Below are 26,532 nucleotides of genomic sequence, written 5' to 3' on the forward strand. Positions count from 1 at the left end.
TGCATTATCCTGTCAGATAAGATTTTTCATATTAATTTACACATTAACAGATAAACCTATCATCAATAGCAATGGAATGGTGAAAATGAGATATAAAACTAATGATTTCTTAATACTGGCGTTGAACCCACTCTTTTAATGCCTGACGCGAAATTTTAATCCCCCCATTTTTCAGCTCTGGCGGAAGCGTAAACCAACGCACCGGTTGTTGAAAACGGGCCAGTTTATCTTTCACCCATTCGCTAAGATCACCATTTTCGTGGTCATACTCCACAACCGCTACCGGGCGATGACCAAACTCTTTGTCTGCAACGGGAACAATAAACACCTGCAAAACCGCAGGATGCGCATTAATCACTCGTTCAACTTCTTCCGGCTGAATGCCTTCGCCGCCGCTAAAGAACAGATTGTCCAGACGCCCAACAATAGTCAGCTTGCCATCATGCATCTCGCCGCGATCGCGCGTGGCGTACCAGCCTTCGTCATTGACCAGCGGCACCAGTTGCCCGTTACGCCAGTAACCTTCCGCCATACTGGCGGCCCGTAGCCACACCTCATCGTTGACGATTTTAACTTCCCGCCCCGGCAACGGCGAACCGACGTCAGCCAGGCCATCAGCTTCTTTCGCACAAACCGTGGAGGCGAATTCCGTCAGACCATAACCACACCAGCAACGAATGCCCTGCTCGCGCGCCTCCTCCGTCAGTTCGACCGGGATCGCCGCACCACCAAGCAATACCGCTTTCAGGGACACAGAACTGTGGTTAACCAGCAAACGCCAAAGCTGCGTCGGTACCAACGACGCGTGGGTACAACCTGCCAGCATTTGTTCCAGCGGCTGTTTATCGCGTACCGTCATCCGTGCGCCAGCATACAACCAGCGCCACATAATCCCCTGGCCGGAGACATGGAATAGCGGCAAAGAAAGCAACCAGTCGTCCTGCTCACCAAACGGAATCAACGATAGCACGCCTTCGGCACTTGCCAGATGCGCCTGACAGGTATGGACAGCGGCTTTCGGCAACCCGGTAGAACCAGAGGTCAACGTCATTGAGCACAGACGAGTTGGCTGCCACGGAGCGGCATGTACGCCTTCGGCTGCCTGAATATGCAGCAATGTTAACGCCGGAAAGGTGTTTTCTCCCTCCGGCGCCAACGCAAATTGCAGCGTAAGATTAGGCAGTAACGCCTCAAGCAACGATTGCGGAAGCTGTGGATTGACGGGAAGCACCCGTGCTCCACATTGCAATAACGCCAGCCAGGCAAGCAGTGTTTGCGGCGAATTCCACGCCCGTAACATCACGCCGCTGCCAGCGATCACGCCCTGCGACGCAAAGCCCGATGCTAACGCATCCACACGAGCGCAAAGCTCATGCCAGTTGAGTTGCTCGTTATTGAGTCGTAAGGCAGTGGCTTTTCCCCGCACCTGCCGCCAGTGACGCCACGGCCAGTCTGAGAAAATCATAACAACCGCTCCAGTGCATCAACTTCCACTAATGGCAGCGGGCTACCCGGCCAGCGACGAACCTGCTGCGCCTGCATCAAATCCAGCGTGTCCAGCCCCGGAATAGTGTCTGGCGTTAACCAGGCAGCAATCCGCGCCAGTTGTGTTAAGCCTAAGCTCGACTCAATGGAAGAACTGATCACCGCCGTCAGCCCCAGCGCATGGGCCGCCTGTACCTGCTCGCACACTTTATCCAGACTGCCTGTGAGTGTGGGTTTGATAACCACCGCACGTACGCCCTCTTCCGCCGCAAAGGTAAAATCAGGTTCACGCAGACTTTCATCCCAGGCAATGGCAATGCCGGTTTCACGGGCAAACGCACGCGAATCATCGCGGGTTTTGCACGGTTCTTCGAGAAAAGCAATGCGATCGCGATAATCCGGGTTAACGTATTTGGCAAACTGCTGGCCTTTCAGCGGCGTCCAGGCGCGATTCGCATCAAGACGCAAATGCAGATCCGGGATTGCCTCCAGCAACAAATTCACCACCATGCCGTCACGCACCGCCTCATATAATCCCACTTTGACCTTCGCCACTTTCTCGCCCGGCATATCGGCAAGTTTGAGGATAAGATCGTCGGGATCGCCATTACATAACGGTGCAGCACGGTAATTCGCCGCCTGCGGCAACGCATCGGCGAGCTCTGCCAGCGCACAGCTCACGCCAAAGGCCACCGAGGGCATCTCTGGTAAGGCACAATCGCCAGTCAGCCAGCCATTTACCCAGGTAAGCAGCGCGCTTTGCGCCTCTTCCCAGCTTTCCTGACTGAAACCCGGCAGTGGGGAGATCTCTCCCCACCCTTCGCGCTCGCCGTCGCGCAAGCAAACGTATAGCCCGTCGCGGGTTTTTAACCGCCTGTCGCGCAGAACCACCCCCGCGTCCATGGGGATCTGCCAGCGGTATACCTGCGCGCTACGCATTACGGATTCCGCTTGAATTTGCTGAAATCAGGCTGACGTTTCTGGTTGAAAGCGTTGCGCCCTTCCTGACCTTCTTCGGTCATGTAGAACAGCATGGTGGCATTACCCGCCAGTTCCTGCAGACCTGCCTGTCCGTCACAGTCGGCGTTCAGCGCAGCTTTCAGGCAGCGCAGCGCCATCGGGCTGTTTTGCAGCATTTCACGGCACCAGCGCACGGTCTCTTTTTCCAGATCCGCCAGCGGTACAACGGTGTTCACCAGGCCCATATCCAGCGCTTGTTTCGCGTCATACTGACGGCACAGGAACCAGATTTCACGCGCTTTTTTCTGCCCGACAATGCGAGCCATGTAAGAAGCGCCCCAGCCACCATCGAAGGAGCCGACTTTCGGGCCAGTCTGGCCGAAGATGGCATTTTCCGCCGCAATGGTCAGGTCGCACATCATGTGCAGAACGTGACCACCGCCGATGGAGTAGCCTGCAACCATTGCCACAACCGGTTTCGGGCAGGTACGGATCTGACGCTGGAAGTCCAGCACGTTCAGATGATGTACGCCGGAGTCATCTTTATAGCCGCCGTAATCGCCGCGCACTTTCTGGTCGCCGCCGGAGCAGAACGCTTTATCGCCTGCGCCAGTCAGAATGATCACGCCAATGCTGTCGTCATAACGCGCATCCGCCAGCGCCTGAATCATCTCTTTTACCGTCAGGGGACGGAAGGCATTGCGCACCTGTGGACGATTAATGGTGATTTTTGCGATACCGTCGGCAGATTTTTCATAACGAATGTCCTCAAAACCTTCGGAGCAGTCGTGCCATTCAACCGGTGCGTAAAGCATTGCTTCATCAGGATAAATCATATTGTGTCCTTTAGTCAGAAACGCAAAATCTGCGCCAGACATGCGATGACGCCAGCGGGGTTTTCCCGGTGCGCGTTATGTCCGGCGCGAGGAATTACATGGCAGTCAGCAGCCAGTTCCGCCGCCAGAGCGCGGAATTTGCTGTCTCGTTCACCACATAAATAATAAAACGCAAATGTACGGGCGCTAAGATTAGCACGTAAATCAGGCTGGACGGATAGCGAGGTGGCCTCCAGCATCGCTGCAAGCGTTATACCGTTATTGTTACTGCGCAACGCCACCAGCTCCCGGCGTTGTTCGTCATTTAGCGAGGCAAAAACAGGCTGTTGATACCAGTCAGCAAAAACTACGGCTAACGATTCTGTGCGAAAACGTTGTGCCCAGCGATGATCGGAACGCTGGCGTTCTGAGCGTTGTTCAGCACGTTGCAGCCCCGGATGTCCACCTTCAACAATGAGTCCACACAGTCCCAACATCCCCTGACAAGCCGCCATCATCGCCACACGTCCGCCAAGCGAATATCCCACCAGCCAGTAATTAAGGATATTGTAACTAACAAGGGTTTTACGCAGTAAACCAATGACATCCGCAAAACCATCAACGCTAATTGCCGCCGAACCACCGTGACCTGGGAGATCAACATACAACCGCGAGTAGTCGGCAAACGCCTCGCCTGTTTCCTGCCATTCCCGACAATCGCCAGAAAAACCGTGCAAAAACACCAGCCAGGGCAAACCAGGCTTACCGTGTTTTGCCTGTGCGTGGAGGATCATAAATGACTTACCTGCGCCAGCAGTTGCTGGAGAGTCTGCGCGCCGTCGATATCATTAACCACCATTTCAATTACCGTGGCGGTTGGAGTGCGCCACGCACCCGCCAGGATCGACTCAAATTCATCCCAGCTTTGTGGGCGATGATATTTCAGCTCGAACATGGCAGCAGCGTGCTCAAAATGAACATTTTGCGGCATCAGATAAAAACGCTCGCGCTCGTTTTGAGGTGTCGGTAACAACGAGAAAATTTGTCCGCCGTTGTTGTTCACCACAATTAATACCAACGGCGCGGAAACCTGACGCAGCAACGCCAGTGCGTTCAGATCGTAGAGGGCCGAGAGATCGCCCACTATCGCTAGCGTAGGTTTTCCACTCGCCCGCTGAACGCCCGCAGCGGTAGAAACCAGCCCATCAATACCACTGGCGCCACGGTTGCTGTATACCGGATACCCCGCCGGAAGTTGCGAGAGGGCATCAATCAAACGCACCACCAGGCTGTTGCCGACAAACAGTTGTCCCTGTTCAGGCAGATAATCGTTGATACGATGCGCCAGTTGCGCTTCGCCAAATACATCACGGCGAGAGATAACCGCCTGCATTGCCTGTTCAGCCAGACGAGGGATCTCCACGCACCAGGGCTGGCGTTTTTCAGCCGGATGCAGCTCCAGCCAGTCGGCAATATTGGCAATTAGCCGACGCCCACGATGGTGCGCTGGATCAAGCCGCCCTTCGATGTTATCGACAATCCAGTATTCTTCTGGTTCGCAATTCGCCTGCCATTGCAGTAGTCGTTTGCCGGTCAGGCTGCTACCCAGTTGCACGACAATCTGTGCCTTTTGCAACTCGCTGATAGCTTTGGCATTGCTTAACCAGAGATCGGCACACGGTAATGGCTGCCCGGTTTGCGACAACACATCGCCAATCAACGGCCAGCCAAGAGTCTGCGCCCACAGAGCAACCTTTTTGCCCTCTTCCGCACTCATACGCCCGGCAACCACCACGCCGCGCTTTTGCCGCCAGAAGAACCAGTCGCGCTGTTTTTCGCTCTCCAGACGAGGCGCCTCGCGTAGCCACGGTTTATCATCCTGCCACCAGTCGCCCAGACGTTGTTGCCACGCGAGCCCGGTATCGTCCATCTCGCCATACAACGGTTCTGCAAACGGACAGTTGATATGTACCCCGCCCGCATGCAGCGTACCGAGAGCGTGGTCGATGGTGGATACCAGCCAACGCGCAGGAATATCCTGAGTCGGGCGCGGTAGTGAAATACTATGCGCAGGGTGAGAAGCGAACATACCCGGCTGACGAATCGCCTGATTCGCGCCGCAGTCAATGAGTTCCGGCGGGCGATCGGCCGTTAACAAGATCAGTTTTTCTCCGGTTAACCCGGCTTCAATCAACGCCGGATAAAGATTAGCCACCGCAGTACCGGAGGTAACAATCACCGCCACCGGCTGTTTGCTGACCTTCGCCAACCCCAGCGCCATATGCCCCAGACCACGCTCATCAAAATGGGTATGGTGAATAAAAGCGGAATTTTCCGCTGCCGCTAACGTTAACGGCGTAGAACGAGAACCAGGAGCGATGCAGACGTGTCTTACGCCGTGACGCGTTAATGCTTCCAGAATGACCGCCGCCCAGCGTCGGTTAAATGCGCTTACTGACATGAGTTTGTCCGGTATCAATATTGCGGCTAAGTATAAGGAGCTACAAAAATAGATTATTGATATGAATCGGTAATGATGCGACTCATTACTGTTCTATTTGTAATAAAGTGCGCAGCCCTGCCGCTTTGTTGTCGATTTCCTGCCACTCTTGCTCAGGATCTGAGCCTCGGACAATGCCTGCTCCGGCATACAGCCGCACGACATTGCCGCTGATTTTCGCCGAGCGCAGGGAAACGCAGAATTCACTTTGTTGTGTAGAGAGATAGCCAGCAGATCCCGCATACCATTCACGTGTAAACGGTTCATGCTGCGCGATAAATTGCCGCGCCAGATCGCGAGGTAACCCCGCTACCGCCGCCGTTGGCTGCAACTGGTGCAAGCAGACAACATCATCTGCTTTATTGAGAGAAGTCCAGATACAGCGACGCAGATGCTGCACTTTACGCAGACGAAGCACCTGCGGCGGTAACACATCCAGCGCCTGAGTATCAGCCTGTAGCCGCTGGCAGATATCTTCAACTACCAGCATGTTCTCCCGCTGATTTTTATCATCCGCCATCAGCCAGTCACCCAGCTTCTGCGCCTGTTTATCATCGGGATGATTCGCCACCGTTCCCGCCAGTGCTTCAGTGCGCAATGCGGCGTCGCGCCGCCGCCATAGTCGCTCTGGCGAGGAACCCAGAAATGCGCTTTCACCATCAAAAGCCATAAAGAAATGATAGCAGTTCAGATTGAGCCGACGGCTGGCAGCCATCATTGCCGCAGCGTTAACCGGGCTTGTAAAATGCAAATCGGTCGCCCGCGCCAGCACAACTTTATCCAGTTCACCTTCCGCTATCGTTTCGGTCGCCAGCTTAACTAACCGTGTCCAGCCCGCTTTATCAGGCCAGTGATTTTCTTGTGTAGTGGTTAAATGCAGCGCAGGTAAAGGTTTAATATTCGCCAGAGTAGTGATTAATTCTTTTGCCTGATTTGCATCGTGCTGGAGAGAGCTTTCGCTGAAAAGAGTCAAACGAAGCGTGGCTTTACCGGCGCAGCGCCGCCATTCCAGACGTGGCAGAAGTAAGTTACCTTGTGACGGGTCAAAAGAATTTAGCCCCCAAATGCGTAAATCGGTGTGCTCCGGGTACTGGCGAAGAAAACGTTGCGCCTCATCAAGTGAATGAAAACTAACTAACGCGCCCAACACAGCGGCTTCTTCATCGCCATTGCGTTGTTGCCAGTAAAATTGCGGATACGTCTGCTGACAGGCCAGCCAGCTTAAGGCATCGAAGGCATCATTGAGGGGGAAAGGAATATCGAAAACCCGAATGCCGGGTGTCGCTGGAACCGTTTGCGACAAATGGCGCAATAAATTTTCCAGCGCCGTAGTGAGTGATTGCACGCGGACCTCTCCCTGTTAAAAGCCTCACATTATACGGGGTACTCCACAAAAAATGCAGTACCCCAGTTTGGTGAGGTTTTTAACGGCGTGCCAGCAACAATCCTAATACCAGCCCAACCGCAGCCCCCACGCCAATCCCCTGCCAGGGTTTTTCATGTACGTAGTCGTCGGCACGATACACCACCTGTTTCGCCCGATAATAATAGCTATCAGAAGCCTGACCTACCCGTTTTTTCACATCATCCAGCGCCTTTTCTGCACGCGCCTTTAGCTCAACATATTTTTGATCGGCGGGATCGCCAGAGGAGCGAAGCACCTCTTCCAGTGTTTCACTCAACAACGTCAGGTCGTCATCGATATGTGTATCACCAAATTGATTAGACATCTCATCCTCCATTTGCATAAAACCTGCCACTAACTATAGACAACAGTTATCGATTACGCCTGAATGACTTCGCGCGCCATCCCGATATGCGCAATACCGTCCTCTTCATAAATATCGCTAACCGGAGTAAAGCCAAAACGACGGTAAAAACGTTGCAAATGCGCCTGTGCGCCAAGATAGATGGGTTTATCGGACCAGTGGCGAGCACATGAATCAAGTGTTTTACTCATCAACTGCTGACCGAGTTTCTCACCCCGTAAAGCTTCGCTGACTACCACCCGACCAATCACGACAGGTTCAAGCTCATCATCGCTTTTCAGGATCCTCGCATATGCCACCAGTTCTCCATTGTGCCAGCCAAGAATGTGACGGTTTTCCCCCACCAGATCGTCGCTATCAACATCCTGATAAGGGCAATTCTGCTCAACGACAAATACTGCGCAACGCAGTTGTAATAGGGCATAAAGCTGAGAAACTGATAATTCTGAGTGATGAAGATCCTGCCAGTCGATCATGATGCGCTCCTTTTGGTTGTATGCCTTATACTAGCCGGAATATTTTCAGCAGCGTGATGAACTCATGGAATTAATTTTTTTAGGTACTTCAGCGGGCGTGCCGACCCGAACGCGTAATGTCACGGCGATATTGCTAAATCTGCAACATCCAACACAAGCAGGGCTTTGGTTATTTGACTGCGGTGAAGGTACTCAGCACCAGCTACTCCACACGGCATTTAATCCTGGCAAACTGGAGCGCATTTTTATTAGCCATCTTCATGGCGATCATCTTTTCGGCTTGCCTGGTTTACTCTGTAGCCGCTCGATGGCTGGCAATGCACAACCGCTTTCGATTTATGGGCCGAAAGGGATTCGGGAGTTTGTTGAAACTGCACTCCGCCTGAGCGGCTCGTGGACGGATTATCCTCTGGAGATTGTTGAAATTAGCGCAGGTGAAATTCTTGATGATGGTCTGCGCAAAGTAACCGCATATCCACTGGAACATCCGCTGGAATGTTACGGCTATCGCGTAGAAGAACATGATAAACCTGGTGCGTTGAATGCCCAGGCCTTAAAAGCGGCGGGCGTGCCGCCTGGCCCACTGTTTCAGGAATTAAAAGCAGGCAAAACGATCACGCTGGAAGACGGTCGACAGATTAATGGCGCTGATTATGTATCAGCGCCTACACCAGGTAAAGCAATCGCCATTTTCGGCGATACTGCCCCTTGCACAGCAGCACTGGAGCTGGCTAAAGGCGTGGACGTGATGGTTCATGAAACAACACTCAATATGGAGATGGAAGCCAAAGCGAACAGTCGGGGGCACAGTTCGACCCGCCAGGCGGCAACGCTGGCCCGTGATGCCGGTGTATGTAAGCTGATAATTACCCACGTCAGCTCGCGCTATGATGACAAAGGATGCCAGCATTTATTACGCGAGTGTCGGTCGATTTTCCCGGCAACAGAGCTGGCGGAAGATTTCGCGGTGTTCACCGTATAATCTTGCAGCTAACTGATAACAGCACAAAACAGGCAACCAAAACCATTATCAAGCATCCAGCACGGCCAATCTGCTATATTGCTGACTGGCCTGATATTTTTCACCTGAATATTGGCTAACGTCTACTATCCATCAGTCCTTCCGCCAGCCCGACCAGTCGAATAAATTCTGCCCGGTAGCCCTGTGGATCCTGCCCTTTTGCCTGCTGCGCCCACTGTTTGATTTGTTGCCAGGAGGTATCGTTCAAATATTCGGAACCACGTAACTTTTGCCCATATGCAGCTACTGCTGCACGAAAAAGCATATCTTCTGAAGCAATATTAATCGTGGGGGCCAGTGGGAATTCAGCTAACTGACTTTCTTTTCCCTGCGGGGATTTCCAGCGTAATTTTAGCCAGGCTAACTCTTTCTCTTTGCCCGACTTTATAGGCGTCTTCTCCGACGTGTAGCGTAATTTATCTACCGCCGCTTTTTGTCCGTTGAGTGTTAGTTCAAACAACAAAGTTATATGTTTACCTGCGCCAATATCGCCAGCATCAACGTTGTCGTTATTAAAATCCTCTGCCTGCAGTTGGCGCTTTTCATAACCAATCTGACGGTATTCCGTCACCCACGCAGGGTTAAACTCAATCTGCGCTTTAACATCTTTTGCCACGGTAACTAACGTCTGATGCATTTCGCTGTTTAACACTTTCTGCGCTTCAGAGAGGGTATCAATGTAGCTGTAATTACCGTTGCCAACATCGGCAATTCTCACCATCATTGCCTCATTGTAATTATCCCTTCCAACACCCAGCGTCGATAGAGTAACACCAGACTCCCGCTGTTTTTTCACCATTGATTCAATCGATTTTGGATCGTCAATGCCAACGTTAAAATCTCCGTCAGTTGCTAATAAAATGCGATTAACGCCACCTTTAATAAACCCCTTCGCTGCCTGCTGATAAGCCATCTCCAGCCCGGCGCCGCCATTAGTACTGCCTCTGGCATTCAGCGAATCAATAGCAGCATTGATTTCATCTTTATGATTCCCGGAGGTAGAAGGCAACGCAATACGGGAGTCACCGGCATAGGTCACGATAGAAATGTTGTCCTGCTCACGGAGTTCTTTAACCAGCAATTTCAAAGAAGACTGAATTAGAGGTAAGCGTTCATCAGAATACATTGACCCCGACGTGTCGATAAGGAAGACCAGATTAGAAGCAGGCAGCACTTCACTTTTGAGATCCTGCGCCAGAATATCCACTTTCAGTAAGGTACGCTGCTCATTCCATGGCGCTGGCGCCAGTTCATAGCGCATAGCGAAAGGTATTGGCTTAGAAGCCGGAATAGATTGTTTGTCATTAATAACCCAGTCCGACGGAAAGTAATTCACCATCTCCTCCACCCGCACAGCGTCTGGCGGAGGTAACTGCCCCTGATTGAGAAAACGGCGCACATTCGCATAACTGCCGGTGTCAACGTCAAGACTAAATGTCGCCAACGGGTTTTGCGCTACCTGCTTAACTGGGTTGTCATCAAACTGCTGGTAGCGGGCGGTTCCTGGATTTGATATACGCGTAGCTTTTGCTTTGGCTACGCTTTCATATGCTGGCGCTGCCTGCAATTGCCCCTGTAAAGCTTGTTGATCTGTGTATTGTTGCGTTTCATTTTGTGTCGTTTCGGCTAAAACTTTTGTTTTCGCATCTGCAGCCGCTTTGGCTTCGGAGGCTCTTTGCTCTGCCACTTTTGTTGCAGCTTGTTGCGCGGCATATGCTTGCTGGTCTGTGGATGTACTGGATTGTTGTTGCTGATTTTCCTGATCATCAGGTTCCTGCCCGCATCCTGTCAAAATCAAACCGCCGATAAGCAGCATAATTATATTTTTATTTCTCATATAAATTCCTTTTAAAAAGACGCATACCCTGTCGTAGAATATGTCTTTTATATACCTCTGCCAGTATGAATGAAATACATCACTGGCACTCATCATGAACAATGATAAAAAAACATATTTCATTAATAATTTATATATGAAAAGAATCATTCCTCTCTGCGCTATATTGCTAATATTTTTTCTTCCTTTACTTGTTTTATATCAACATTACGTCAGCGCATTTCCTCCTTCACCGCAACACGCAAACCCTGAGCGGCTAGAAAAAATAGTACGCTATCTTTCACAAACTGAGTATCCACGCAGTGCCGACCATATTGATAAACTGAATATGTCTGCCAGCTATATTAAAAATATTTTCACAGAAAGCGGGGCAATAGTTACCGAACAAAGGGTTCCCATTATTGATGGGCCTTACAAAAATATTATTGCTGATTATGGCCCACAGGATGGACCGCTGATTATTATTGGTGCGCACTATGATTCCGCAACCAGTGATGAAAATGATCAATTAATCTATACGCCAGGCGCGGACGATAACGCCAGCGGCGTGGCAGGCTTACTGGAACTGGCACGTTTGTTACAGCAACAAGCACCAAAAACAGGTATCCAACTGGTCGCCTATGCCTCAGAAGAACCGCCCTTCTTCCGTAGCGATGAAATGGGAAGCGCGGTTCACGCGGCTTCGCTTAATCGCCCTGTAAAATTAATGATATCCCTGGAGATGATTGGCTATTACGACTCTGCGCCAGGGAGTCAGGATTACCCTTACTCAGCTATGTCCTGGCTTTATCCCGATCGTGGTGACTTTGTGGCTGTGGTTGGGCGTATGCAAGATATCAGCGCCGTTCGTCAGGTAAAAGCCGCACTGTTATCGGTAAAAGATCTGTCTGTTTATTCCATAAATGCGCCTGGTTTTATTCCCGGTATCGATTTCTCAGACCATCTCAATTACTGGCAGAAAGATATTCCCGCCGTCATGATTACAGACACTGCGTTTTATCGAAATAAACAATATCACCAATCTGGCGATACAGCGGACAGACTCAATTACCAGAAAATGGCGCAGGTAATTGATGGCGTTATTAGCTTGTTGCATAACAGTAAATAATAAAAATTTCTCGAGACAGCTCCAGAAAAACGACTGCCGTAATTTTATTTTGCGATATCTGATTTAAGATGCGAAGAATAAAATTCAACGGAGAAAAAACAAATGGGAATGATTGGCTATTTTGCGGAAATCAATTCAGAAAAGATTAACCAACTGCTTGAATCTGCTGAAAAACCCTTGATGGACAATATTCATGATACGCTTTCAGGATTGCGGCGACTGGATATTGATAAACGCTGGGATTTTTTACATTTTGGCCTGACAGGCACCTCTGCTTTTGATCCAGCGAAGAATGATCCGCTGAGTCGTGCTGTACTCGGTGAACACAGCCTCGAAGATGGCATAGATGGTTTCCTGGGATTAACCTGGAATCAGGAGTTAGCCGCCACCATCGAACGCCTGGAGGCACTTGACCGGAATGTGCTGCGTAAACAGTTTTCCATTAAGCGACTCAATGAAATGGAGATTTATCCGGGGGTAACCTTTTCAGAAGAGTTAGAGGGGCAACTCTTTGCCTCAATCATGCTTGATATGGAAAAGCTGATTAGCGCGTACAGACGTATGCTGCGACAGGGGAATCATGCGCTGACGGTAATTGTTGGGTGATGGCCGCGTGCAATAAAAAACCGCCGAACATGTCGGCGGCTTTCTGACTGACGAATTGACTGCTTACATCAGCGGCATTGCTAACCGCACAATGCTAATCAGCGGTTGTGGCCATACGCCCAGCACCAGTACCAACAGTGCGGAGATCAATACCACGATACCGCCTGCGCTGTACTGCCAGTTAGACGGCGCATCACGATTTGGTTGCTCCGAACCATGAAGATAGAGACTCACCGCCACGCGCAGGTAGTAGTAGAGACCGATTGCCGAACCGACAACCACCGCCCCCACCAGCCACCAAAGGTGAGCCTGGACACCGACCGCCAGCACGTAGAACTTACCGATAAAGCCCAGCGTCATTGGGATACCGGCCAGTGACAGCATCATCACCGTCATTACTGCCGCGAGAACAGGACGATGCCAGAACAGGCCACGGTAAGAGTACAGAGAATCAGCATCCGGGCCGCGATATGGACTGGACATCAGGCTGACTACACCGAACGCGCCAAGGCTGCTGAACAGATAACCAGCGAGGTAAACCCCTACCGCTTCCATCGACATCTCGCCAGTTTGCAGCGCAATCAGCGCCACCAGCAGATAGCCGAGGTGAGAGATAGATGAGTAACCAAGCAGACGTTTGATATTGGTCTGGCTCAGCGCCATCAGGTTACCGAAGATGATGGAAGCAAAGGCGATAATCGCCAGCACCACGCGAATCGCTTCGCTGTCACCCACTGGTGCGTAAAGGAACAGACGCATCACCACGCCGAAGATAGCGATTTTGCTCGCCGTCGCCAGGAAAGTGGAAACCGGGGCTGGCGCGCCCTGGTAAACGTCTGGCGTCCACAAGTGGAACGGTACCAGAGAAAGTTTGAAGCCGAGGCCAACAATCATCAGGCCGAAACCTGCCAGCAACAACGGCTCGTTGAGCATACGGTCGCCGAGGTTTTTACCCAGCGCGACAAACGACAGGTCGCCAGACTGCGCATACACCAGCGCCATACCGAACAGCAGGAAAGAAGACGCTGCGGCAGAAAGAATGGTGTATTTGATACTGGCTTCCAACGAACGTTTCTGGCGGAAAGCGTAACCGACCAGGCCAAACAGCGGCAGAGAGATCAGTTCGATACCGAGGAACAGAGACGCCAGATGGTTGGCATTCGCCAGCAGGATCCCGCCCAGCGCGGCAATTAACACCAACAGGTAGAACTCGTCCTTGTTGTCGTTATAGCCTTCAAGCCACGGGTAGGCGAAAGTACAGGTAGCGAGGCTCGCCAACAGGACCAGCCCGGTATAAAGCATGGCGAAACCATCAACGCGCATCAGCGGCGTAACGTCCATAGCGCCCGCCTGGCCGACAAACCAAAGCGAGACCAGCGCCGCGTTAAGCCCAATAACCGAGAGCGTAGCGTTGAGGAAATGATTGCGTCGCCACGCAATGGAGAGCATCACAACCACCACCGTCAAGCCGACGATCAGCAACGGTAGCAGTGCGATCAGGTTTTGTGGAGTTAAAGTCATGAGCGATTTACGGCCTTGTAGTAGTAACGGAATTAACAAACCACTGCTGGATATTGCCAATCGCGGAGTGCGAGGTATCCAGAATCGGCTGCGGATAGAAGCCCAGCAGTACCAGCAGCACCACCAGCAACAGGATCATAAACAGCTCACGCAGCGACATCCCTGGCAGTTCCTGGCTGGCAATCTGGCTTTTCGCTTTACCGAAGTAAGCGCGATGCAGCATCGCCAGCGAATAAACAGACGCAAAGACCAGCCCAAAGGTAGAGATTACGGTAATCATCGGGACAACCTGGAAGCTGCCAAACAGAATCATAAATTCGCCGACGAAGTTACCGGTGCCTGGCATCCCAAGCGTTGCCACCGCAAAGAACAGCGACAGTGCTGGCAGCCACTTCATTTTGCTCCACAGACCGCCCATCATGCGCATGTCGCGGGTATGGATACGTTCATAGAGCTGACCGCAGAGAATAAACAGACCCGCCGCTGACAAGCCGTGAGCAATCATCTGAATAACCGCGCCCTGGTAGGCCAACTGGCTGCCGGTGTAGATAGCAATCAGCACGAAGCCCATGTGGGAAACCGAGGTGTAGGCGATCAGACGTTTGATATCGGTCTGGGCGAAGGCCATCCACGCACCGTAGAAGATGCCGATAACACCCAGCCACATGGCGATTGGCGCAAACTCTGCCGACGCGTTCGGGAACAGCGGCAGGGAGAAACGCAGCAGACCGTAAGCGGCAGTTTTCAGCAAGATCCCCGCGAGGTCAACGGAACCGGCGGTCGGTGCCTGAGAGTGCGCATCCGGCAGCCAGCCATGCAGCGGAACCACCGGCATTTTCACCGCAAACGCGATAAAGAAGCCCAGCATCAACAGGTATTCCACACCGTGAGACATCGGCGTATTCAGCAGCTCTTCATAGTTGAAGGTCCAGACACCAGTCGCATTGTAGTGAACAAAAACCAGCGCCAGGATGGCAATCAACATCACCAGACCACTCGCCTGGGTGTAAATGAAGAACTTGGTTGCCGCCGTGATACGCGTTTTACCGTCAGAGGCTTTATGCCCCCACAGTGCGATCAGGAAGTACATCGGCACCAGCATCATTTCCCAGAAGAAGAAGAACAGGAACATGTCGATGGCAAGGAACACGCCGATAACGCCGCCCAGGATCCACATCAGGTTGAGGTGGAAGAAGCCCTGATATTTTTCGATCTCTTTCCACGAACAGAGTACCGCCAGCACGCCGAGCAGGCCGGTCAGCACAACCATCAGCAGCGACAGACCGTCAATGGCGAGATGAATAGAGATACCAAAACGCGGGATCCACGGCATGTCGAATTCAGACTGCCACTGCGGAATTCCGGCGGATTGCGTCAGTGAATAACCGCCCTGCAACCACAGTTGCAGCGACAGCGCCAGCGTCAATCCCATGGTTACCAGCGCTATCCAGCGCGGCACCTTGACGCCAAAGCGTTCGGTCTGCCAGCACAGGAAGCCGCCGATAAAGGGAATCAATATTAGCCAGGGTAGTAACATGGCGATCTTTATTCCTTGTAAAAGTCCCGTCAGGACCGGATTTTCAACGAATTCTCACGACAGAAAATTCTCTTCGGATTGCGGTTGTAGTGTCGGATGCGCCGCGAAGACGGCCTATCCGACCTACGTTTTTTATGCCCGTGGGCAATACAACAACCCTTAACTCAACGCAGTACCATCAACAGTGCCAGTACCACGACCGCGCCAATGCTCATGGATGCCACATACCAGCGCAGGTAGCCATTCTCACTGAGCAGCAAACCTTTACCCGCAAAGCGTGAGAGGATCGCCGGAATGTTCATCATCGCGTTCAGCGGATCGCGCTTCAGCAGCCAGGCGATACCCAGGAACGGTTTGACGAACACTTTGTCGTACAGCCAGTCGAAGCCCCAGGCATTGTACCACCAGGTCCCCAGCAGACGGCCCGGCGCACTGTTGGCGATGGAGGTCACCAGCGTACGTTTACCCAGCCACAGCCAGGCGGCCAGCAAAATGCCGACTACCGCAACCACGCCAGAAGTAATTTCCAGGGTCAACATGCTGCCGTGCGCCAACTCCGTCGTTTGCGGAAGCACGCCCTGCAGCGGCGGTACAATCAGTGCGCCAACGAAGGTGGAAAGGATCAGCAGCACAATCAACGGCAGGCTGTGGGTAATTCCTTTCACGGCGTGAGCATGAATTTGTTCTTTTCCGTGGAAGACGATGAAAATCATACGGAAGGTGTAGAGCGAGGTCATAAACGCCCCGACCAGACCTGCCACCATCAGATTGATATGACCATTCGCCATCGCACCCGCGAGGATCTCATCCTTACTGAAGAAGCCCGCAGTGACCAGCGGCAGTGCCGACAGTGCTGCGCCGCCCACCAGGAAGCAGAGATAAACCAGCGGAATAGATTTACGCAGACCGCCCATCTTGAAGATGTTCTGTTCGTGATGGCAGGCCAGAATGACGGAACCGGATGCCAGGAACAGCAGCGCTTTAAAGAACGCGTGGGTCATCAAGTGGAAAATCGCCGCATCCCATGCCTGCACGCCAAGTGCGAGGAACATGTAGCCAATCTGGCTCATGGTGGAGTAAGCGAGAACACGTTTGATGTCGGTCTGTACCAGCGCGGCAAAACCGGCCAGCAGCAGCGTAACCGCCCCAACAATGCCCACCAGATGCAGAACTTCCGGCGTCATCAGGAACAGGCCGTGGGTACGGGCGATCAGGTAGACACCCGCGGTGACCATTGTTGCAGCGTGGATCAGCGCAGAGACAGGCGTCGGGCCCGCCATCGCGTCGGCAAGCCATGTCTGCAACGGCAACTGAGCAGATTTACCGACCGCACCGCCCAGCAGCATCAGCGTCGCCCACATCAGCATGTTATTGCCGTCAGCAAAGTGCGCTGGTGCCAGTTCCACCATTTCGCGGAAGTTCAGGGTGCCCAGTTCGTTGTAAAGAATGAACAGCGCGAAAGCGAGGAACACGTCACCCACACGGGTCACGACGAACGCTTTCATTGCCGCTGCGCCATTCTTCGGATCGGTGTAATAGAAACCGATCAGCAGATAGGAGCACAGGCCCACGCCTTCCCAGCCGAGGTACATCAACAGCAGGTTGTCGGCGAGCACCAGAACGACCATGCTGGCGATGAACAGGTTGGTATAAGCGAAGAAGCGAGAGTAGCCCTCTTCACCGCGCATATACCAGGAGGCGTACATATGGATCAGGAAACCCACACCAGTGACCACCGAGAGCATGGTCAGCGACAAGCCGTCCAGCACCAGATTGAAACCGATGTTAAAGTCGCCTACCGACATCCACGTCCACAGCGGCTGGCTGTATGCCTGCTCACCGTTAGCGAAGAAGTCAACGCCGATAAAGGCAGTTACCAGCGCCGCCAGGCCCACAGAGCCTACGCCCACGATCGCCGAGACATTTTCAGACCAGCGTCCGCGAGAGAACGCCAGCAGGACGAAGCCAATCAATGGCAAAATAATGGTTAAGGCAAGCATGTTCATCCGCGCATCTCACTTACTGAATCGATGTTCAGGTTCTGGCGACGACGGTGAAGTTGCAGCAGCAGCGCAAGGCCGATACTCGCTTCCGCCGCCGCGAGGCTGATGGCGAGAATGTACATCACCTGACCGTCGGTCTGGCCCCAGTAGCTTCCGGCGACCACAAAGGCCAGCGCGGAGGCGTTAATCATGATTTCCAGACCAATCAGCATAAACAGCAGATTGCGACGGATAACCAGACCGGTTAAGCCAAGAACGAATAAGATTGCCGCGAGGATCAGTCCATGTTGTAAGGGGATCATGCGTGCTCCTCCGTTTTTCTTTTCGCGCTGTCGTCTTTACGGTTGCTCAGCACTTCACCCGCACGCTCTTCATGACCGACGTGGAAGGCCACAACCAGACCTGCGAGTAGCAGCATAGAAGCCAGTTCCACCGCCAGTACGTAAGGCCCGAACAGCGTAATACCCACTGCTTTAGCACTGATTGGCGTACCGTCGATACCCTGATCATTAACACCGAGAATGGCGTAAACAATCACCACCAGCATGATGGCCGACAAAATTGCCGGACCAATCCACACCTGCGGTTTCAGCCACTGGCGTTCCTGTTCGATTTCCGAACCGCCCAGGTTAAGCATCATCACCACAAACACGAACAGCACCATAATGGCGCCCGCGTAGACGATAATTTCCAGCGCACCGGCGAAGTAAGCGCCCAGCGAGAAGAACACCCCGGAAATCGCCAGCAGCGAAATAATCAGGTACAGCAGTGCGTGTACCGGATTGGTATGGGTGATCACTCGCAAGGTCGCAAGTATGGCTATCAGGCCACAGATATAAAAAGCGAACTCCATTGCCCCTCTCCTTACGGTAACAGGCTCTTGACGTCGATAGGCTTGGCTTCGTTCTCTGCTTCGCCCTTATCTTTGCCGTCGATTGCCATACCTGCCATCCGGTAGAAGTTATATTCCGGGTATTTGCCCGGACCGGAGATCAGCAGATCCTCTTTCTCATAAACCAGATCCTGGCGCTTATATTCCCCCATTTCAAAATCCGGGGTTAACTGGATCGCCGTGGTCGGACAGGCTTCTTCGCACAGACCACAGAAAATGCAGCGTGAGAAGTTGATGCGGAAAAATTCCGGGTACCAGCGACCGTCTTTGGTTTCTGCTTTTTGCAGCGAGATACAGCCGACCGGGCAGGCTACCGCGCAGAGGTTACAGGCTACGCAACGCTCTTCGCCGTCCGGGTCGCGGGTCAGAACGATACGACCACGATAACGGGGCGGCAGATAGACCGGCTCTTCCGGGTACATTCGCGTTTCGCGTTTGGCGAACGCGTGCAGGCCGATCATCCAGATACTACGAACCTGGGTGCCGAAACCTACTAACAATTCTTTTAAGGTCATGGTCTTAGTGCCCCTTATTGCGCCTGCCAGAGAATGACAGCCGCCGTTACCAGCAAGTTGATCAGCGTCAGCGGCAGGCAGATTTTCCAGCCGAAGGACATTACCTGGTCATAACGCGGACGCGGTAACGACGCACGAATCAAAATGAACATCATCATAAAGAACGCGGTTTTCAGCGCGAACCAGATGAATGGCGGTAACAACGGGCCTTGCCAGCCACCGAAGAACAACGTCACCATCAGTGCAGAGATGGTCACAATCCCGATGTATTCACCCACGAAGAACAGACCGAACTTCATACCGGAATATTCAATGTGGTAACCATCCGCCAGTTCCTGCTCGGCTTCCGGCTGGTCAAACGGATGACGGTGACAAACCGCCACGCCCGCGATGGCAAAGGTAATAAAACCAAAGAATTGCGGGATGACGTTCCACACATGCGCCTGGCTGTTGACGATGTCGGTCATGTTGAATGAACCGGCCTGCGCCACCACGCCCATCAGGGAAAGCCCGAGGAACACTTCGTAGCTCAGAGTCTGCGCAGAAGCACGCATCGCCCCCAGCAGCGAATATTTGTTGTTACTCGACCAGCCCGCAAACAGCACCGCGTAAACCGCCAGACCTGCCATCATCAGGAAGAACAAAATCCCGATGTTCAGGTCGGCAACCACCCAACCCGGGCTGACTGGCACAATCGCAAAGGCCAGCAGCAACGAGGTAAAGGCAATCATCGGCGCCAGAGTAAAGATGACGCGATCCGAGAATTTCGGGATCCAGTCTTCTTTAAAGAACATTTTGATCATGTCCGCGACCAGCTGGAGCGAACCGCCCCAGCCAACACGGTTAGGTCCGTAACGGTTCTGGAACAGACCCAGCAGGCGACGTTCGCCAAAGCTCATGAATGCCCCACAGGTGACAACCACCAGCAGGATCACCACCGCTTTGAGGATGGTCAGCAGGATCTCAATCAGTTCCGGTGATATCCAACTCATTGTTGTGCCTCCTTGAGATCCTCAAGATGCGCGCCAGCCAGCACCGGAGCAATGCCGGACATCCCCATCGGCAAGCCCACCTGCCCTGCCGTCAGCCCTTCGGCGATTTCAACCGGTAGCGTGACCATGTTGCCATCGTAGCTAAAGGAGACGCGTGTACCCGCGTTCACACCCAACTTCGCGGCATCTGCCGGGTTAAGTTTGATGTACGGCTGCGGCATACGGCTCTGGAAGACCGGAGCACGCTGTGACAGTTCATCGCTGCCGAACAGGTGGTAATACGGCGCGATACGCCATTTCCCTGCCTGCGGCTGGAAGCGTGCCGGTACGCTGGTGAAGTAATCCAGACCGTTTTCGCTGGTTTCAAACAGACGCACGCCTGGATCGCCAAAGCGCAGCTTGCCGCCCACTTCGTCCTGGAATTTGTTCCACGCCTGCGGGGAGTTCCAGCCCGGCGCCCAGGCAAACGGCACTTGCGAACGGTGCGCGGTCGGCTGGTTGTTACCTTCCATTGAGAAGGTGAACATGGTGTCGATATCCTGCGGTTGACGCGGCTCATGAACGCTGATGTTGGCGCGCATGGCGGTACGACCGCTGTAACGGTGCGGTTCACGGGCCAGTTTCTGCCCACGAATACGGAATGTTGCATCCGGCGCAGCATCTTTGATACCTGCCAGTTCCGGGATTTTCGCCACAACAGCGTCAATCACATGATCGAGCTGCGTCCAGTCCACTTCACGGCTCAGCAGGGTGCTGTGCAGCGAGTGTAACCAGCGCCAGCTTTCCAGCATGACAGTTTTGCTGTCGTAATAGGCCGGGTCGTAAACCTGGAAGAAACGCTGTGCGCGGCCTTCGTTGTTGATCACCGTACCGTCGCTTTCAGCAAAGCTGGCGGCGGAAAGCACCAGATGAGCGTTTTCCATAATTGCCGTGCGCTGATGGTCAACCACCATCACCAGCGGCGCTTTCGCCAGCGCAGCGTTCACGCGGGTAGCGGAAGCGTGGCGATGCAGATCGTTTTCCAGCACCACCACCGCGTCGGCGCGTCCGGTTTCCAGTTCGGTCAACGCTTCTTCCAGCGAACCGCCGCCCATAATGCCCAGTCCCATGCTGTTTACAGAGCGGGCAATCATGGTGATACCGACGTCAGCACCGCGACCTTTCAGGGCTTTCGCGACGTTAGCCGCAGCCTGGATCACTTCAGCGCTACCGGCGTTCGTCCCGGAGATAATCAACGGTTTCCTCGCACCAGCCAGTGCCTGCACGATGACGTCGATTTTGCTTTGCAGCTCAGGTTCGATACCGTCAACCGCTGGCGCGGCGTTATCCAGCGCATGGGCGATGGCAAAACCTAAACGCGCCTGATCTTCAACCGGTGCGCGGTAAGTCCACGCCGCGATATCATCCAGACGGGTGTCATCAACGTTGGTAACAAACAGCGGATGCTTCGCGCGTTGGCCAATGTTGAGGATTGCCGCAATCTGCCAGTCAGCCACTTTCTGTGCTGCCGCCATTTCACGCGCTTTACCTTTCACCGCCTGACGCACCGCCAGCGCAACGCGCGCACCGGTCTGGGTAACGTCTTCGCCCAGCACCAGTACCGCATCGTAAGATTCGATTTCGCGCAGTGCTGGCGTATAAATGCCGCCTTCACGCAGAACTTTCAGCGCCAGTTGCAGACGTTCCTGCTCACCGTGAGCGATACCGGTATAGAAGTTTTCTTCGCCCACCAGCTCACGCAGCGCAAAGTTGCTTTCCACGCTGGCACGCGGAGAACCAATACCGATCACTTTCTTCGACTGACGCAGAATATCTGCTGCGCCCTGCATTGCCTGTTCTGCGTTGAGGGTAATGAAATCATCGCCACGACGCTGTACTGGCTGACGCGGACGATCTTTCAGGTTGACGTAACCGTAACCGAAACGACCACGGTCGCAGAGGAAGTAGTGGTTTACCGTACCGTTGTAACGGTTTTCGATACGACGCAGTTCACCGTAACGCTCGCCGGGGCTGATGTTACAGCCGATGGAACATTGCTGACAGATGCTCGGCGCAAACTGCATATCCCATTTACGGTTGTAACGCTCAGAGTGCGTTTTATCGGTAAATACGCCAGTCGGACAAATTTCGACCAGGTTACCGGAAAATTCGCTTTCCAGGGTGCCGTCTTCCGGGCGACCGAAGTAGACGTTGTCGTGCGCACCGTAAACGCCCAGGTCTGTACCGTCAGCGTAATCTTTGTAGTAACGCACGCAGCGGTAGCAGGCGATGCAGCGGTTCATTTCGTGAGAGATGAACGGCCCCAAATCCTGATTACGGTGGGTACGTTTGGTGAAACGGTAGCGACGGAAACTGTGTCCGGTCATCACGGTCATATCCTGAAGATGGCAGTTACCGCCTTCTTCACATACCGGACAGTCGTGCGGGTGGTTGGTCATTAACCACTCGACCACACTTTCACGGAATTGCTTCGCTTCTTCGTCGTCAATGGAAATAAAGGTGCCATCGGAAGCCGGTGTCATACAGGACATCACCAGGCGACCACGCGTGTCTTCCGCGTTTTGGTATTGCTTTACCGCACACTGGCGGCAAGCACCGACACTTCCCAGCGCCGGATGCCAGCAAAAGTAAGGAATATCAAGGCCCAGAGACAGACAAGCTTCCAGCAGGTTGTCCGCTCCGTTGACCTCGTATTCTTTGCCGTCTACATGAATTGTAGCCATTAGCATGCTTCCAGTTTTCTCGGTCAGGGACCGAGCGTTAATCGAAATTCGGTTACCAGCGCTCTTTCAGCAGGTTCGGCTGAATCCCATTAATCAAATGGGTATTGCTGAACGGCTGTTTGATTCCCGCCTCAAATTCTTCGCGGAAATATTTGATGGCGCTCTGTAACGGCTCCACTGCACCAGGTGCGTGGGCACAGAAGGTTTTACCCGGGCCTAAGAATCGACACAGTTGCTCAAGTGTTTCGATATCGCCCGGCTGACCTTCGCCACGCTCCAGCGCACGCAGAATTTTCACGCTCCACGGCAGACCGTCTCGGCACGGCGTACACCAGCCGCAGGACTCACGGGCGAAAAACTCTTCCAGGTTACGCACCAGCGACACCATGTTGATTTCATGGTCAACCGCCATCGCCAGCGCCGTACCCAGACGGCTACCCGCTTTACCGATGCTTTCGAATTCCATCGGCAGGTCAAGATGCGCTTCGGTCAGGAAGTCGGTGCCCGCACCACCTGGCTGCCAGGCTTTGAATTTCAGGCCGTCACGCATACCACCAGCGTAATCTTCAAGGATTTCACGCGCGGTGGTGCCGAACGGCAGTTCCCACAGGCCCGGATTTTTCACCCGACCGGAGAAGCCCATCAGCTTGGTGCCAGCATCTTTGCTTTTCGAGATGTTCTGATACCACTCCACGCCGTTCGCGAGGATCGCCGGAACGTTGCACAGGGTTTCAACGTTGTTGACGCAGGTCGGTTTACCCCATGCGCCGGAGGTTGCCGGGAATGGCGGCTTCGAGCGCGGGTTAGCGCGACGCCCTTCCAGGGAGTTGATTAACGCTGTTTCTTCACCGCAGATATAGCGCCCTGCCCCGGTATGGACAAACAGTTCGAAATCGAAACCTGTTCCCATAATGTTTTTGCCAAGCAGACCCGCTTCGGTCGCTTCGGCAATGGCACGGCGCAGATTCACTGCCGCTTCAATATATTCGCCACGCAAGAAGATGTAGCCACGATACGCTTTCAGCGCAAACGCAGAAATGAGCATACCTTCCACCAGCAGGTGCGGTAGTTGCTCCATCAGCAGGCGGTCTTTATAGGTGCCCGGCTCCATTTCATCGGCATTACACAGCAGGTAACGGATGTTCATGGATTCGTCTTTCGGCATCAGGCTCCACTTCAGGCCAGTAGAAAAGCCCGCGCCGCCGCGCCCTTTCAGGCCAGAGTCTTTAACCTGATTAACGATTTCGTCAGGAGACAACCCGGTCAGCGCCTTACGCGCGCCTTCGTAACCGTTTTTACTGCGATATTCGTCCAGCCACACTGGCTGTTTGTCATCGCGCAGACGCCAGGTCAGCGGATGCGTTTCGGGAGTACGGATAATGTTTTTCATTTATACCGCTCCAGCAGTTCAGGGATCGCTTCCGGGGTCAGATGCGCGTGAGTATCCTCATCGATCATCATGTTTGGCCCTTTATCGCAGTTCCCCAGGCAGCAGGTTGGCAGCAGCGTAAAGCGACCGTCAAACGTGGTTTGCCCTGGTTTGATATTCAGTTTTTTCTCCAGCGCAGCCTGAATGCCCTGGTAACCGTTGATGTGACAGACCACGCTGTCGCAATAACGGATCACATGGCGGCCTACCGGCTGGCGGAAGATCTGGCTGTAGAATGTAGCCACGCCTTCAACGTCGCTCGCCGGAATACCCAGCACATCGGCGATCGCGTGGATCGCGCCGTCCGGCACCCAGCCACGCTGCTTCTGAACGATTTTCAGCGCTTCAATGGACGCCGCACGCGGGTCTTCGTAGTGGTGCATCTCGTGCTCAATCGCTTCACGCTCAGCCGCACTCAGCTCAAAAGCCTCGGTTTGTGGTTGTTGATTCTCGTGCATAATTAGCGGTCCACATCTGACATAACAAAATCGATACTGCCCAGATAAACAATCAGGTCAGACACCAGGCTGCCGCGGATCGCCGCCGGAATTTGCTGCAAATGCGCATAACTCGGCGTGCGAATACGGGTGCGATAACTCATGGTGCTGCCGTCGCTGGTCAGGTAGTAACTGTTGATCCCCTTAGTCGCCTCAACCATCTGGAAGGATTCATTGGCAGGCATCACCGGACCCCACGACACTTGCAGGAAGTGGGTGATCAGGGTTTCGATATGTTGCAGCGTGCGCTCTTTCGGCGGCGGCGTGGTCAGCGGGTGATCCGCTTTGAACGGGCCTTCCGGCATGTTGTTGAGGCACTGCTCAAGAATACGCAGACTCTGGCGCAACTCTTCTACTTTCAGCATTACGCGGGTGTAACAGTCAGAAACGCCACCGCCCACCGGAATTTCGAAGTCGAAGTTTTCATAGCCAGAATAAGGACGCGCCTTACGTACGTCGAAGTCGATCCCGGTGGCACGCAGGCCCGCGCCGGTGGTGCCCCACTCCAGGGCCTCTTTCGCGCCGTAAGCGGCAACGCCCTGGGAACGACCTTTCAGAATGGTGTTTTGCAGCGCCGCTTTCTCGTAAGACGCCAGACGTTTCGGCATCCAGTCGAGGAATTCACGCAGCAGACGATCCCAGCCGCGCGGCAGGTCATGCGCTACGCCACCAATACGGAACCACGCCGGGTGCATACGGAAACCGGTGATCGCTTCCACCAGATCGTAAATTTTCTGACGATCGGTAAAGGCGAAGAACACGGGCGTCATCGCGCCGACGTCCTGAATAAAGGTCGAGATATACAGCAGGTGGCTGTTGATGCGGAACAGTTCGGAGAGCATTACGCGAATGACGTTAACGCGATCCGGCACGGTGATCCCGGCCAGTTTCTCTACCGCCAGAACGTACGGCATTTCGTTAACGCAGCCGCCGAGGTATTCGATACGGTCAGTATATGGAATGTAGCTGTGCCAGGACTGGCGCTCGCCCATCTTTTCCGCGCCACGGTGGTGGTAACCGATGTCTGGTACGCAGTCGACGATCTCTTCACCGTCAAGTTGCAAAACGATGCGGAAGGCACCGTGCGCCGACGGGTGGTTCGGACCGAGGTTGAGGAACATGAAGTCTTCATTTTCGGTGCCGCGCTTCATCCCCCACTCTTCTGGTTTGAAAGTCAGGGCTTCCATCTCCAGATCCTGTTTGGCCTTAGTCAGCTCAAACGGGTCGAATTCAGTGGCGCGCGCCGGGTAATCTTTACGCAGCGGGTGGCCTTTCCAGGTTTGCGGCATCATGATGCGGCGCAGGTTCGGGTGACCGTCGAAAGTAATGCCAAACAGATCCCAGGTTTCACGCTCATACCAGTTAGCGTTCGGGAACAGTTTGGTGAAGGTCGGTACGTGCAGGTCGTTTTCTGCCAGCGCCACCTTCAGCATGATATCGCGGTTACGATCGATAGAAATCAGATGGTAGAAAACGGAAAAATCCGCGGCAGGTAACCCTTCGCGGTGTGTACGCAGACGTTCGTCCATGCCGTGTAAGTCAAACAGCATGACGTAAGGTTTCGGCAGTTTCTTCAAGAAATCGCCAACTTCCAGTAATTGTTCACGCTTGATCCACACAACGGGAACCCCGGTGCGAGTCGCCTGAACAGTAAAGGCATCCGGCCCAAAACGGTTGCGCAGTTCGCCAATCACCGGATCATCGAGATGATCACGGGTCTGCCAGGCGGGTTCTTGCGCGGTTAAGTCGGTCATATTGTTCACCATTGCAAATGGTCCGTGGTGACTGTCAGCGCAGTAAGCTTCGCGAAATAGATTTAGGAATAAGCGAAGAAAAATCCCTTTGC

At 53.5% G+C, this 26,532-nt stretch carries 23 protein-coding genes; 3 read left to right on the forward strand and 20 right to left on the reverse strand.

Annotation, left to right across the window (positions count from 1 at the left end):
• Positions 1 to 109 precede the first annotated feature (109 nt).
• From menE to PS053_RS06765, 8 genes are all read right to left on the reverse strand, one after another.
• On the reverse strand, positions 110 to 1,465 hold the full coding sequence (menE, locus tag PS053_RS06730; RefSeq protein WP_000577630.1) for an o-succinylbenzoate--CoA ligase: 1,356 nt from the start codon (positions 1,463 to 1,465) through the stop codon (positions 110 to 112).
• The gene (menC, locus tag PS053_RS06735) at positions 1,462 to 2,424 is read right to left on the reverse strand and encodes an o-succinylbenzoate synthase (protein ID WP_001255548.1); all 963 of its coding nucleotides are present in this window, start codon (positions 2,422 to 2,424) and stop codon (positions 1,462 to 1,464) included. The genes menE and menC overlap by 4 nt, the downstream gene beginning before the upstream one ends.
• On the reverse strand, positions 2,424 to 3,281 hold the full coding sequence (gene menB, locus PS053_RS06740; protein WP_024164754.1) for a 1,4-dihydroxy-2-naphthoyl-CoA synthase: 858 nt from the start codon (positions 3,279 to 3,281) through the stop codon (positions 2,424 to 2,426). The genes menC and menB overlap by 1 nt, the downstream gene beginning before the upstream one ends.
• 14 nt (positions 3,282 to 3,295) lie before the next feature.
• On the reverse strand, positions 3,296 to 4,054 hold the full coding sequence (gene menH, locus PS053_RS06745; protein WP_256879010.1) for a 2-succinyl-6-hydroxy-2,4-cyclohexadiene-1-carboxylate synthase: 759 nt from the start codon (positions 4,052 to 4,054) through the stop codon (positions 3,296 to 3,298).
• On the reverse strand, positions 4,051 to 5,721 hold the full coding sequence (menD, locus tag PS053_RS06750) for a 2-succinyl-5-enolpyruvyl-6-hydroxy-3-cyclohexene-1-carboxylic-acid synthase (RefSeq protein WP_256879009.1): 1,671 nt from the start codon (positions 5,719 to 5,721) through the stop codon (positions 4,051 to 4,053). Before menD ends, menH begins: the two co-directional genes overlap by 4 nt.
• Positions 5,722 to 5,806: 85 nt before the next feature.
• The gene (menF, locus tag PS053_RS06755; RefSeq protein WP_059217366.1) at positions 5,807 to 7,105 is read right to left on the reverse strand and encodes an isochorismate synthase MenF; all 1,299 of its coding nucleotides are present in this window, start codon (positions 7,103 to 7,105) and stop codon (positions 5,807 to 5,809) included.
• 79 nt (positions 7,106 to 7,184) lie between these two features.
• The gene (elaB, locus tag PS053_RS06760) at positions 7,185 to 7,490 is read right to left on the reverse strand and encodes a stress response protein ElaB (RefSeq protein WP_000070616.1); all 306 of its coding nucleotides are present in this window, start codon (positions 7,488 to 7,490) and stop codon (positions 7,185 to 7,187) included.
• Between the two features lie 53 nt (positions 7,491 to 7,543).
• Positions 7,544 to 8,005 carry a GNAT family N-acetyltransferase gene (locus tag PS053_RS06765; RefSeq protein ID WP_256879007.1) on the reverse strand — a complete coding sequence of 154 codons (462 nt, stop codon included), beginning with the start codon at positions 8,003 to 8,005 and terminating at the stop codon, positions 7,544 to 7,546.
• Between the two features lie 64 nt (positions 8,006 to 8,069).
• Here PS053_RS06765 and rbn point away from each other — a divergent pair, with 64 nt between their 5' ends.
• A complete protein-coding gene (rbn, locus tag PS053_RS06770) occupies positions 8,070 to 8,987 on the forward strand; it encodes a ribonuclease BN (RefSeq protein ID WP_054410670.1) in 918 nt (305 codons plus the stop codon).
• A 115-nt stretch (positions 8,988 to 9,102) separates the two neighbouring features.
• Here the strand turns inward: rbn and PS053_RS06775 are convergent, their stop codons facing one another.
• Positions 9,103 to 10,863, reverse strand: coding sequence for a vWA domain-containing protein (locus tag PS053_RS06775; protein ID WP_256879006.1), 1,761 nt, complete (start codon positions 10,861 to 10,863; stop codon positions 9,103 to 9,105).
• A gap of 136 nt (positions 10,864 to 10,999) precedes the next feature.
• Here PS053_RS06775 and PS053_RS06780 point away from each other — a divergent pair, with 136 nt between their 5' ends.
• Both PS053_RS06780 and PS053_RS06785 read left to right on the forward strand, forming a co-directional pair.
• A complete protein-coding gene (locus PS053_RS06780) occupies positions 11,000 to 11,971 on the forward strand; it encodes a M28 family metallopeptidase (RefSeq protein ID WP_256879005.1) in 972 nt (323 codons plus the stop codon).
• Positions 11,972 to 12,073: 102 nt separating this feature from the next.
• On the forward strand, positions 12,074 to 12,577 hold the full coding sequence (locus PS053_RS06785) for a YfbM family protein (protein ID WP_000525378.1): 504 nt from the start codon (positions 12,074 to 12,076) through the stop codon (positions 12,575 to 12,577).
• A 63-nt stretch (positions 12,578 to 12,640) separates the two neighbouring features.
• Here PS053_RS06785 and nuoN read toward each other — a convergent pair whose 3' ends face one another.
• The 11 genes from nuoN to nuoC form a co-directional block, all read right to left on the reverse strand.
• A complete protein-coding gene (nuoN, locus tag PS053_RS06790) occupies positions 12,641 to 14,098 on the reverse strand; it encodes an NADH-quinone oxidoreductase subunit NuoN (RefSeq protein ID WP_059223829.1) in 1,458 nt (485 codons plus the stop codon).
• A 7-nt stretch (positions 14,099 to 14,105) separates the two neighbouring features.
• A complete protein-coding gene (nuoM, locus tag PS053_RS06795) occupies positions 14,106 to 15,635 on the reverse strand; it encodes an NADH-quinone oxidoreductase subunit M (RefSeq protein ID WP_000926457.1) in 1,530 nt (509 codons plus the stop codon).
• 164 nt (positions 15,636 to 15,799) lie between these two features.
• Entirely contained in the window at positions 15,800 to 17,641 is a 1,842-nt protein-coding gene (gene nuoL, locus PS053_RS06800; RefSeq protein ID WP_256921788.1) for an NADH-quinone oxidoreductase subunit L, read from the reverse strand.
• A complete protein-coding gene (nuoK, locus tag PS053_RS06805; RefSeq protein WP_000612644.1) occupies positions 17,638 to 17,940 on the reverse strand; it encodes an NADH-quinone oxidoreductase subunit NuoK in 303 nt (100 codons plus the stop codon). Before nuoK ends, nuoL begins: the two co-directional genes overlap by 4 nt.
• Positions 17,937 to 18,491: an NADH-quinone oxidoreductase subunit J gene (gene nuoJ, locus PS053_RS06810; protein ID WP_256879003.1), complete on the reverse strand. Its 555-nt coding sequence runs from the start codon at positions 18,489 to 18,491 to the stop codon at positions 17,937 to 17,939. Before nuoJ ends, nuoK begins: the two co-directional genes overlap by 4 nt.
• 11 nt (positions 18,492 to 18,502) lie before the next feature.
• Complete coding sequence (gene nuoI, locus PS053_RS06815; protein ID WP_000172749.1) at positions 18,503 to 19,045, reverse strand: NADH-quinone oxidoreductase subunit NuoI; 543 nt, start codon at positions 19,043 to 19,045, stop codon at positions 18,503 to 18,505.
• 14 nt (positions 19,046 to 19,059) lie between these two features.
• Positions 19,060 to 20,037, reverse strand: coding sequence for an NADH-quinone oxidoreductase subunit NuoH (gene nuoH, locus PS053_RS06820; RefSeq protein ID WP_000118507.1), 978 nt, complete (start codon positions 20,035 to 20,037; stop codon positions 19,060 to 19,062).
• Positions 20,034 to 22,760, reverse strand: a complete 2,727-nt coding sequence (nuoG, locus tag PS053_RS06825; protein WP_256879002.1) for an NADH-quinone oxidoreductase subunit NuoG — start codon at positions 22,758 to 22,760, stop codon at positions 20,034 to 20,036. The genes nuoH and nuoG overlap by 4 nt, the downstream gene beginning before the upstream one ends.
• Positions 22,761 to 22,812: 52 nt before the next feature.
• On the reverse strand, positions 22,813 to 24,150 hold the full coding sequence (gene nuoF / locus PS053_RS06830) for an NADH-quinone oxidoreductase subunit NuoF (RefSeq protein WP_000789507.1): 1,338 nt from the start codon (positions 24,148 to 24,150) through the stop codon (positions 22,813 to 22,815).
• Positions 24,147 to 24,647, reverse strand: a complete 501-nt coding sequence (gene nuoE, locus PS053_RS06835) for an NADH-quinone oxidoreductase subunit NuoE (protein WP_000545042.1) — start codon at positions 24,645 to 24,647, stop codon at positions 24,147 to 24,149. Before nuoE ends, nuoF begins: the two co-directional genes overlap by 4 nt.
• 2 nt (positions 24,648 to 24,649) lie before the next feature.
• Positions 24,650 to 26,452 carry an NADH-quinone oxidoreductase subunit C/D gene (nuoC, locus tag PS053_RS06840; protein ID WP_000247869.1) on the reverse strand — a complete coding sequence of 601 codons (1,803 nt, stop codon included), beginning with the start codon at positions 26,450 to 26,452 and terminating at the stop codon, positions 24,650 to 24,652.
• Positions 26,453 to 26,532 lie beyond the last annotated feature (80 nt).

The sequence above is a fragment of the Escherichia albertii genome, from assembly GCF_028622335.1.
Lineage (GTDB): Bacteria > Pseudomonadota > Gammaproteobacteria > Enterobacterales > Enterobacteriaceae > Escherichia > Escherichia albertii.